Here is a 10,592-nt window from a genome sequence, read left to right on the forward strand (position 1 = left end):
ATCAAGTAACCAATGACTAAGCATAAAAATACCCTCATAATCAAAAGATGATAAGGGTATTGTGAAGCAACCAAAAGATCGGTCAACCGATCAAAAATACCTTAACTGATCGGTGTTAGCCCTTGTGGGTATTTCGCTAAAATAACGTCGCCTACTTTTACGTTATTATGAAAGTAGTGTGATACCTCGCCATTTAGCTCTTTTTTAATAGATAACCAATAAAAGAGTTCATGCGGGCTTGATGACACGGTGTAGGTTCTAATAACAGGTTTGCTATTACTGTTATTACTACTATTTTCACTTGGTATTTGTACGGTTAAATGCTGCCCAGCTTTAAACGGTAACAAGGTTGTATTGTTGTGCCCTTCTAAATAAAAGGAGGTAATTACATCACTCTCTTTAATTATTTTAGTTACTTTTAAAGGCTGCCAAGTATGTTTTAGTTTTTCGGCTTGTTTGTTTTTATCAGCCTCAAGCCACGTGCCCGTTATTTTAGTGTTAGGGGAATAAGCATCAAATTGAGCACTAAACGGGAGTAAGTTTTTAAGCCACATTCCTTTAGTGAGGGTGAATTTCCAGCCCCGGTCTGCGCCAATAAAGCCCTCTAACTCTGGATGCCCGTCCCATAAAATCTCAACGCTGCCGGTAAGCATTAATACATTACCCGTGTCAAAATCAGGAAATAACAAACCTGCTTTTGGGTTTAATAAAAAGTTACCCAAGGTATTAAAAAAATTGTTACCTGCGTAATCAGGTATCGTTAATGTGTTGCCCTCTCGTTTTACAAAGCCAGGCATTCCACCACGGTGAGAAACATCAACGCCTTCAATTTTTGGATTGTTTTTTGCGGTTATAAAGCTTGATACAAAAAACGTATCGGTGGTGTCAATTAACGCACTGGCTGCGTTATCAAGTGTATTAAATTCAACTTTTTGTACCGCATTACTTTTAAGTAAAGGATCTCTATTAAACGTTAAGTCGCGCGTTTGAATATACTGCGGGCAATTTCCAAAGGATTGATCAACATTAAAACTCACCTGATTATCGCCAATTACCTCACCTACACGCACATTTAAACGGTTACGCCTACGCGTGCTTAGCTCAATGCCTAATAAACCAATTGGCGAGCCGGCAATATTTAATGTGTTATGTAGAGGGTCGTTTTTATCAACAGCGTGGGTCATTAATAACGACGTAGGAGTTGGGGCGCTTAAAAAGCCCGACTGTCCTGAAACAATAGATACCCACACATCGGCATTTTCATCAACACTGCCTGCAACCACAAACGGTAACTGCTCAAAAAATGCTTGGTGCTGCTCTGGCATAAATGAGCGCACGGCACGCTTGCCAAATGGTGCCATTATTTCTCGTTTACCGAGTTTGTCTTGTATTGCCAGCTCGCCTTCATGAAAAGGTGAAGCATCTATTGAGTTTGTGTTAGTCATTTTTCTCGTAATTCATCTGCGTATTTCATGGGGTAAATTTAACGCAATACACAATGAATGATAATGGGTGTTTTATTGACTGATAATGCACAAAACAATGACAATACTTGCACCCTATTAGTGCCAGGCGCGCACCAACATATAACAAAACTGGTTTTATCCTCACTCTAAAAACACATTAAATGCCTTTTAAACAATAAGTTATAAAACTGGCTGTGTTTTTGCAAACATTCTATTAACAAGCCTGTTTTACTTACGGCAAAAATTTAGGTTGTGAACACACTAGCTATTAGCAACCATCGGCAAAGAAGCCCGCACACAGTTATGCATAATGCGTATTTGTGGCGGGCTTTTTTGTTAATTGTATTTAAACCGTCACTTTAAGGAATGCCCTATGCAAACCTCGCAAAAAATACTCATTATTGGTAATGGTATGGTCGGACACCACTTTGTTGAACAAATGCGCCAAAGCGATGCCAACGCAGACATTACTGTACTTTGCGGAGAAGCAAATCTTGCATACGATCGCGTGTACTTATCAAGTGTATTTGATGGTAAAACGGCTGCCGATTTAGCACTTACCACCCACGACAACTACAAACAGCTCAATATTAATGTGCATACAAGCCAGTGGGTTGAAGGTATTGATAGAGCTGCAAAAGTAGTGACAACACTAACGGGTGAGCAATACCTGTACGACAAACTGATACTTGCAACCGGTTCGTTTCCATTTGTGCCGCCTATAAAAGGTAACGACCAACCCCATTGCTTGGTGTATCGCACATTAGAAGATTTAGAACAAATAAAAGCCAGTGCAGCAGTAAGTAAAAGCGGCGTAGTTATTGGCGGTGGTTTGTTAGGGCTTGAAGCTGCAAACGCGATTAAGCAACTAGGGCTTGATACCCACGTAGTAGAATTTGCGCCGCAACTTATGGCTGTTCAGCTTGATGGACAAGGCGGTACGCTACTAAAAAATAAAATAGAAAAACTCGGCGTAACGGTACACACATCAAAAGCGACCAGCGAAATAGTAAAAGGCGAAACGAGTCGCTTTAGGTTAAATTTTTCGGACGAAACATTTTTAGAAACAGACCTAATTTTATTCTCTGCTGGTATTCGCCCGTACGACCAACTCGGCAAAATTGCTGATTTAGAACTAGGTGAACGCGGCGGTATTATTATTAATAACCAATGCCAAACATCAGATCCTGATATTTTAGCTATTGGCGAGTGTGCCCTGTGGGACAAAAAACTATTTGGCTTAGTTGCACCAGGTTACAACATGGCACGCGTTGCAGCGAGCCAATTAACTGGTGGCGAGCTTGAGTTTTTAGGTGCCGATATGAGCACAAAACTTAAGTTATTAGGCGTAGAGGTAGGCTCAATTGGCGACGCTCATGCAAAAACGCCAGACTGTAAAGAACTTATATACCAAGACGCTATTCGCGGCTGTTATAAAAAAATCATACTAAGTGAAAAAGGCGATAAATTACTGGGCGCTGTACTTGTTGGCGACACAAGCGATTACGATACATTACTACAGTACATGCTTAACGACATGGACTTACCCGAAAACCCTGAGTGCTTAATTTTGCCAGACAGCGGTGGCGCACCGTCGTTATCGGGCAGTGCCCTACCCGACACCGCCACTATTTGTTCGTGTCACAATGTGAGTAAAGGCGACATTGTAGGTGCAATTGATGGCGGCTCGTGCGATTTAGCCTCGGTAAAATCATGCACTAAAGCAGCAAGCGGCTGTGGTGGCTGTGCAGCGTTATTAAAATCAGTTGTTGATAACGAATTAGCAAGCCGCGGAGTTGAAGTTAACAACCATGTATGTGAGCACTTTGCGTATTCACGCCAAGAACTACTGCATATGGTTAAAGTAGAAAGCATTAAAAGCTTTGATGACTTACTAACTAAACACGGCAGCGGTCATGGCTGTGAAATATGTAAACCTGCCATTGGCTCTATTTTAGCCTCAACATGGAACGACTTTATTTTAGAGCCCGCCCATGTTGGCTTGCAAGACACTAACGATACTTACCTAGCAAATATGCAAAAAGATGGTTCGTACTCTGTGGTACCCCGTATTGCTGGCGGCGAAATAACCCCCGACAAACTCATTGTAATTGGACAAGTAGCCAAAGACTTTAACCTGTACTGCAAAGTCACTGGCGGTCAACGTATTGATTTATTTGGTGCGCGCTTAGAAGAACTTCCTGTTATTTGGGAGCGATTGATCGAAGCCGGATTTGAGACCGGTCATGCTTATGGTAAGTCTCTCAGAACCGTTAAATCGTGTGTGGGTAGTACGTGGTGTCGTTATGGTGTGCAAGACAGCGTTGGACACGCAATAGAAATAGAAAACCGCTATAAAGGACTGCGTGCACCGCATAAATTTAAAATGGCAGTATCGGGTTGTACCCGCGAATGCGCCGAAGCACAAAGTAAAGATATTGGCATTATAGCCACCGAAAACGGCTGGAACTTATACGTGTGTGGTAATGGTGGTATGCGCCCTCGCCATGCTGACTTATTTGCGACCGATTTAGACACGCCAACACTAATTAAATACATTGACCGCGTGATTATGTTTTACATTAAAACGGCTGACAAATTACAGCGTACGTCGGTGTGGATGGAAAACCTTGAAGGCGGTTTAGATTACCTTAAAAGCGTAGTAATTGACGACAGCTTAGGCATTTGTGACGAGCTAGAAGCGCAAATGGAATTAATTACACAAACCTACGCCTGTGAGTGGAAAAAAGCGATTGAAAGCCCAGATGCAGCCAAACGATTCCGCCAGTTTGTTAATAACCCCGAAACCGACGACAACATTTTATTTGTGCAAGAGCGTAACCAAATTCGCCCTGCTACAGAAGCCGAAAAACGTGAGCAACGTAATACACAAAACCGTATTCCAGTAATGGAAGTTGAAGAGGAGCAAGCTGATGTCTTGGCATAATATTGGAACAATCGACAACCTAGTGGCTAATAGCGGCGTATGCGCATTAGTTAATAATCAGCAAGTGGCTATTTTTTACATTCCACAAAATCCAACGGCTGTGTTTGCTATTAGCAACTACGACCCTATTGGCAAAGCCAATGTATTATCGCGTGGCATTATTGGCTCAATCGACAATAAATTAGTTGTCGCCTCGCCTTTATATAAGCAACACTTTTGCCTAGAAACAGGTGAATGCTTAGAAGCAGAAGCAATACACCTACCGGTTTTTAATGCAAAAATTGAAGATGGCAGTGTATTTATAAGCTCTGAACCAAAAGTTACAACAGCTGTGGCTTAGGGGAATATTATGAATGTACTGTCTTATTTTTCGGGTATTGAAAACGTGTGGCTAAATAAGCTTGTTAATAAACTAACAAGCTCAAATAGTCGCAGTGCTAAAAGCGGCAACGTTTATATAATTGGTGCGGGCCCAGGAGACGCAGAGCTAATTACGGTAAAAGCGCAGCGTTTAATTAATACCGCCGATGTTGTTTTATACGATTGGTTAGTAAGCGATGATTTATTAAAAACACTGCCTAAAAAAGCGCAGCGGGTATTTGTAGGTAAACGTGCGGGTAAGCATTCGATGACCCAAGCTAATATTTGCGAACTACTGGTTAAATACGCGCAACAAGGCTTAAACGTAGTGCGTTTAAAAGGCGGCGATCCGAGTATATTTGCACGTATTAACGAAGAAGCCGATGCGCTTACCAAGCATAATATTAATTTTGCTATTGTGCCAGGTGTCACAACGGCTTGTGCTACTTCCGCTTATACGGGTATTCCGCTTACAGCAAGAGACGTAGCGCGCAGTGTTACGTTTTTAACGGCGCAGTTTGCCGATCCTAACAAGCAACCTCATTGGAAAAATTACGCGTTTGAGCCTGGAAACAACAACCCCACTTTAGTGGTTTATATGGGGCTTTCGCGCTTACAAACGCTAAGCAACGGTTTGCAATTAGTGGGCTGGCCAAGTAATACACCCATTGCACTAATCGAAAATGCCACTACCACTAAGCAAAAGGTAATTACTAGTACGCTTGAACTAATAGTAAATGAGCATGCTAAGCACGACCTTCTAGGTCCTACCCTAATTATGATTGGCGAAGTAATAAATCATAGAATGGCAATTAGCCCTGAGTTATTAAACAGTATGAATGTTAACGCATGATACAAAATGAATAATGCACTTTTCGCGCTTACTACCTCCCCAGGAGTAGGCGCTTTTTTTGTTTTTAATTTGGGTTCAAGTTGTGTGCAATAACATGCTTAAATGCACCAAATAAGTTAAAAGTAATGGTAAGTTAAATTATAGAAACACAGTGATAAACAAAAATAACACTTTAAGCAATTGTATTAGCTTGATTTTAAATTCAATGATGAAATTTATTAATGATTGGAACAGTGGTTGCACTTTAAAAACAAAAAAGTGTGGAATAATATCAATGGCGACAAACAATCCTCTCACAAAACAGTTTTTATTAGCTGCTAAATATCAAGAAATACACGCGCTAAAGCAATTACAAAACAGTTGTGCCTCGCTTACTAAGTTAGGCGATTTTGTACATCAGTTACAAAAAGAACGCGCAATGAGTAATATATTTTTGGCCTCAAATCGAGAGCGATTTAAAAACCAATTACAAGAACAAATCCCTTTAAGTAACAGTGCACAAACTGCATTTAATGATTCACTTAAACAAACATTCATAAACGATAACGCCGATACGGGCCATACTCGGTTATTTAATTTAATTACCTATAGCCTGCAAACACTTGAAGCATTGCCCGACTTACGCAAACAAATAGCACAACAAAACATTAGTGCAGTGCATGCTACGCAGTCGTTCACGCAGTTAATTGCTAGTTTACTCAATATTATTTTAGAGGCAGCAGATGGCGCAAGCGATCCTAAAATAACGCGTTTGTTAGTCGCATTTTTCAATTTTATGCAAGGTAAAGAATACGCAGGACAAGAGCGTGCCTGTGGTGCACAAGCATTTGCAGCGAGTAAATTTACCACTGAGCAAAAACAACAACTCGCGCATTTTGTACAAGAACAAAACCACAGTTTTGACTTTTTTAATGAATACGCCGATGCGCACCTTTTAAAATGTTTTGCCACTCTAACAACGCATCAGGTTAATAACCAGGTAGAGCAACTTAGAAGTTTACTGCAAAAGCTCGATGACGAGAACGCTCAACCGCTCTCACAACTGAGCGAAGTATGGTACGAAGTAACCACTACGCGCATAGATATAATGCACAAAATTGAGCAAAACATAGCAGATCAGTTAATTGATACAGCAGCAATGCAAATAGCTTGTGCTCAACGTAGCTTAAATACAAATAAGCAGGTACTTAACAATATGGCAGAGCAGCACATAGCCCCGACTTTTGGGCAATTAGCCATTAAGCAACCAGAGCCAGAAGTAAGCCAAAACATAGCGGCCGATAAGCTCAATAGTAATAAAAGTATGTACGATTTAATTATCGAGCAAAGCCAGCATATTAAACAAATAAACCAAGCGTTACTTGACGCTAAAAAAGTAATTAGTGAGCAAAAGGTTATTCATCAAGCTAAATACATACTTATTGAGCAGTTAAAGCTCACCGAAGAGCAAGCCCATAAACAGCTACAAAAACAAGCAATGGATACGCATAAAACCTTATTTAGCGTAGCGCAAACAATTATACAAATGAGCGATTAAATATGCTGTTCTTATTGGTTTTAATAAGAACACCACCCCGCTTAGTGCTTATTTACTCAGTTATAAGTTGCTCGCCTAGCTTAAGTCTTCTCTGTATTTAAAAATAGATTTATAACCTACTGACTACAATAAGGTAAGGCTCTTATGTGGAGTCAATTTATAATGCAAATTATTCAACGCATTCAAAATAATCAACTACAATAAGTTAATCATTTGTTACATCTCATTTTATTGAGGCGTATTTATTTAATAATGTTGTAGGATTTTGAATGCCCAATGTAGAGAGTTATATCGCAGATATATCATTAATTGATGAGCAGCAATTAATTACGCCTCTTGATAATGGTATTCAAAAAAACTTAGAAAGTATTGCTGAGCTAATTTTAACTATTTTTGATGCCACCGCATTTTCTATTGTTGCTAACCTCCCTGAACGTTCCGTTGAGCTTTACAAATCCGGTTCAAAAATAACAGTCGCTAAAGAGCAACTATCTGATGACGTTTTTAATGAATCGATTATCGAGCATGATCCTAAAATATTTAGAGTGGTATCACCTATTATTTTGCCCTCAAACCTTAAGTTTGGGTGGTTGATATTTGATCGAGCAAGTAATTCGCGACTTACCAAAAAAGAAAAATTAATCTTAAATAGTTTACAAAAAAACTTTGTAAATCAGTTAGTCCAACAAAAAGAATTATTAGGAAAATTAAACAGTGCTAAGTTTCACTCAACAATTTGCGAGCTAAAAAAAGACGAAACTGAAAAAGATCGCCTAATTAAAAAATTACAAAAAATGTGCGATGAACTTGATGAATTTACCAGTATTGCTTCACATGATCTCAAGTCACCATTAAATGCTATAAAACGTTTATTAGAGTGGGTTTATGATGATTGCAAAGATTTACTCCCGCAGGAGCACCAAGAAAACTTTCAGCTTGTACTCAGCCGTGCCAATAGAATGCAAACACTGCTAGAGGATTTACTAAACTACTCAAGAATAAATAGCTGCGATTCAACTCGTGCAAACATATCTTTAGAAAGTATTTACCAAAATGTAAAACAAATTTTAGAAGTACCACAAACTGTCACTGTTGATATAAACGCCAATAACGAAGTACTCGATATACCGCTACTCCCTTTTAAAACTGTTTTTCAACACCTTATAAGTAACGCAATAAAGCATAATAATAAAGAGCACCCGGTTATTGATATATCACTTCTACCCTCTGATCATTATTATATTATTGAAATAAAAGATAATGGCCCAGGGATTGACCCTAAATATTTTTTACTCATATTTAAGTTATTTCAGACATTACAATCTCGAGATGACGTTGAAGGGAGCGGCATTGGACTCTGTATTGCTAATAAGCTCATTATTAATTATGGGGGCAAAATTGAAGTAGCCTCCGATGGAAAGCTTGGCAGTACATTTACTATTTTTTGGCCCAAAGTTTAACTATGAAATTATCAATTATAAACGAGCAAAATTTAGCTGCTTTTAGAAGGAACGTATGAATATCTTAATTGTTGATGATGACTTGGTTGATCGCAAATTAATTAAAAAAATGCTTATTTCTGATGGCTCTCACCATCATGATATAACCGAGGTAACGTGCGTTTGTGAAGGATTAAAAGCAATTGAAAACAACCACTTTGACATAATTTTACTCGATTATAATATGCCCAAAGAAGACGGCATTGAAATGCTAATTGAAATGCGCAAAAAACCTAAACTCGGTAATACCGCAATTATTATGATTAGTTCCTCAGAAAACTCAACCTTAGCTATTGAGTGTATAGAAGCAGGCGCTCAAGACTTTTTACCTAAAGGTGATATAACAGGAAGCAGTTTAAATAAAGCGCTTATATATGCCAAAAAACGTTTTGAAGCAGAACAACGTATGCACAACAGTTATCTTGCTGTAAAGCATATGGCTGAGAGGGATCAGCTTACGGGTTTATCTAACCGGTATCATTTTGAAGAAATACTAAAAGTAATGATAGCCAATAATAAACGTGCTAAAAACTGCGTTGCTTTACTTGCTTTAGATTTAGATAACTTCAAAAATATAAATGATACGCTTGGGCATAGTGTCGGCGACGAAATTTTAATACAAACCGTGCACAGAATTAATGGCTGCCTAAGACAAAACGAAGGGTTTGCTCGATTAGGAGGCGATGAATTTGCAGTTATAATAGGCGGAATTTGCAATATTAATCAAATAGGTATGATAGCAAATAGAATTTTAGCTGAAGTGTCTAAGCCCTTTTTACATGAAGGTAGAACTTTAAATTGTAGTGTTAGTATAGGAAGTGCTTTATACCCTAATGATGCGACTGAATCACATGAATTGCTCAAATGTGCTGATATTGCAATGTATCGATCTAAGCAAAGTGGTAAAAGCAGAATTAGCTTCTATAAAGAACAATATCAATATGAATTTAGCCGCCGCGTTGATATTCAAAATAGAATAAAAGAACACGTAGAAGAAGAAAACTTTAGATTATTTTATCAACCTGTTTACTGTGCAAAAACACAAATGATGACGGGGGTTGAAGCATTGATCCGTTGGCCAAATACAGAAGTTAGTTACACCCCTGATGAATTTATTCCTATTGCTGAAGAATGCCGCTTAATAGAGCCCCTTGGTAAATGGATAATTGCGACTGCATTAGAGCAATTATCTGCGTGGCAGCAAAGCTATGAAACGCCCTTAACTCTATCTATCAACATTTCACCTATACAACTACAAAAAGAAGCCTTAGAAACATATTTATTAAAAACAGTCGAAAAATACAATTTAAAAACCAGTAGCATTATTCTTGAAATAACAGAAACGGCTTTTATGGAAAACAGTAAAGAAGTGATTGATATATTAACTTCTTTATCTGACAAAGGGTTTAGGATTGCCTTGGACGACTTTGGTATGGGCTACTCATCTATATCGCACTTAATATCCTACCCTATTGATATAGTGAAATTAGACAAAAGCATGCAGTCGTTAGATGGCGAAAATAATAAGCGATTAAAAGTAATCGAGAGCTTATCTTTGATGCTTAAAAAATTAGATTTTTCTGTAGTGGCAGAAGGTGTCGAAACTCAAACCCAGCATCAACTATGTAAAAAACTAAACATAGACTACCTGCAAGGTTTTCTATTTTCAAAACCAATACCCGCAGACGAAATTAATGTGTTACTAAATACCTACACAAAACAAATAAGTTAGTATATGAAACGGTAATATATCAGCTATATAGTGGAGCTTTAAAAATGAACTTTAGAATTATTAAAGCTCATACAAATCGAGGGCGTTCAGAATTCTGTGTCAGCCTAAATTGCTAAATATCTAGCACACCATCTAACCTACCTTCGAAGTGGATGGCCAATTGCGACAATGTCAGATTCCAGTTATGGATTGGCATTG

7 protein-coding genes are annotated in these 10,592 nt (G+C 38.5%); 6 read left to right on the plus strand and 1 reads right to left on the minus strand.

Annotated elements, in window-relative coordinates:
* Window positions 1–101: 101 nt before the first annotated feature.
* Complete coding sequence (locus I6F49_RS19650) at window positions 102–1,445, minus strand: FAD-binding oxidoreductase (RefSeq protein WP_231615154.1); 1,344 nt, start codon at window positions 1,443–1,445, stop codon at window positions 102–104.
* Window positions 1,446–1,839: 394 nt separating this feature from the next.
* Between I6F49_RS19650 and nirB the strand changes: the two genes are divergently transcribed.
* The 6 genes from nirB to I6F49_RS19680 all read left to right on the plus strand — a co-directional run bounded on the left by nirB (window position 1,840) and on the right by I6F49_RS19680 (window position 10,394).
* A complete protein-coding gene (gene nirB / locus I6F49_RS19655; protein WP_197181701.1) occupies window positions 1,840–4,413 on the plus strand; it encodes a nitrite reductase large subunit NirB in 2,574 nt (857 codons plus the stop codon).
* Complete coding sequence (gene nirD, locus I6F49_RS19660) at window positions 4,400–4,753, plus strand: nitrite reductase small subunit NirD (RefSeq protein ID WP_002959861.1); 354 nt, start codon at window positions 4,400–4,402, stop codon at window positions 4,751–4,753. The genes nirB and nirD overlap by 14 nt, the downstream gene beginning before the upstream one ends.
* Window positions 4,754–4,762: 9 nt before the next feature.
* Entirely contained in the window at window positions 4,763–5,626 is an 864-nt protein-coding gene (gene cobA, locus I6F49_RS19665) for a uroporphyrinogen-III C-methyltransferase (protein WP_197181702.1), read from the plus strand.
* Window positions 5,627–5,900: 274 nt separating this feature from the next.
* Window positions 5,901–7,163: a nitrate regulatory protein gene (locus I6F49_RS19670; RefSeq protein ID WP_197181703.1), complete on the plus strand. Its 1,263-nt coding sequence runs from the start codon at window positions 5,901–5,903 to the stop codon at window positions 7,161–7,163.
* Window positions 7,164–7,432: 269 nt separating this feature from the next.
* Window positions 7,433–8,623, plus strand: a complete 1,191-nt coding sequence (locus I6F49_RS19675) for a sensor histidine kinase (RefSeq protein ID WP_197181704.1) — start codon at window positions 7,433–7,435, stop codon at window positions 8,621–8,623.
* A 55-nt stretch (window positions 8,624–8,678) separates the two neighbouring features.
* Window positions 8,679–10,394, plus strand: a complete 1,716-nt coding sequence (locus I6F49_RS19680; RefSeq protein ID WP_197181705.1) for a two-component system response regulator — start codon at window positions 8,679–8,681, stop codon at window positions 10,392–10,394.
* Window positions 10,395–10,592: the final 198 nt, after the last annotated feature.

Source organism: Pseudoalteromonas sp. SWN166, assembly GCF_015864485.1.
Classification (GTDB): Bacteria; Pseudomonadota; Gammaproteobacteria; order Enterobacterales; family Alteromonadaceae; genus Pseudoalteromonas.

Coding starts and splice junctions, on each gene's coding strand:
- I6F49_RS19650 (WP_231615154.1), bottom strand. CDS start 1,445: ATGACTAACACAAACTCAATAGATGCTTCACCTTTTCATGAAGGCGAG.
- I6F49_RS19670 (WP_197181703.1), top strand. CDS start 5,901: ATGGCGACAAACAATCCTCTCACAAAACAGTTTTTATTAGCTGCTAAA.
- nirD (WP_002959861.1), top strand. CDS start 4,400: ATGTCTTGGCATAATATTGGAACAATCGACAACCTAGTGGCTAATAGC.
- nirB (WP_197181701.1), top strand. CDS start 1,840: ATGCAAACCTCGCAAAAAATACTCATTATTGGTAATGGTATGGTCGGA.
- I6F49_RS19680 (WP_197181705.1), top strand. CDS start 8,679: ATGAATATCTTAATTGTTGATGATGACTTGGTTGATCGCAAATTAATT.
- cobA (WP_197181702.1), top strand. CDS start 4,763: ATGAATGTACTGTCTTATTTTTCGGGTATTGAAAACGTGTGGCTAAAT.
- I6F49_RS19675 (WP_197181704.1), top strand. CDS start 7,433: ATGCCCAATGTAGAGAGTTATATCGCAGATATATCATTAATTGATGAG.